Annotated in this window: 1 protein-coding gene; it reads left to right on the forward strand. The window is 60.7% G+C overall.

The window, feature by feature from the left end; genetic code table 11:
- Window positions 1-422, forward strand: a 422-nt coding sequence (locus tag ACTHSP_RS22190; protein WP_440347032.1) for a M16 family metallopeptidase, incomplete at both ends; no start/stop codon positions are given.

The raw sequence follows: 422 nt of genomic DNA on the forward strand, positions 1-422 counted from the left end.
CTGGACGACATCCGCGCCTTCCACCGCACCCACTACGGCAAAGACAACGCCATCGTCGCCATCGTCGGCGACCTCAATCGCAAACAGGCAGAGCAACTGGTCGAACGCGTCCTCAAAGACCTGCCGGCCAAAGCCACCGCAACCCACGCCATCCCGCCCGTTTCCAAACAAACCGCTCAACGCCGCGACATCCCCTTTGCCGGCACACAGGCACAAGTCCTGCTCGGCACCTCCCTCATCAAACGCCACGACCCTGACTACTATGCCCTCGTTGCCGGAAACTACATCCTCGGCGGCGGCGGTTTCGACAGCCGCCTCATGAAAGTTTTGCGCGACCAACACGGTTACACCTACGGCGTATACAGCAGCCTCGCCCCGGCGACAGAAGAAGGCACGTTTACCGTTTCCTACTCCACCCAAAA

It is taken from the genome of Neisseria sp. P0001.S005, assembly GCF_051963715.1.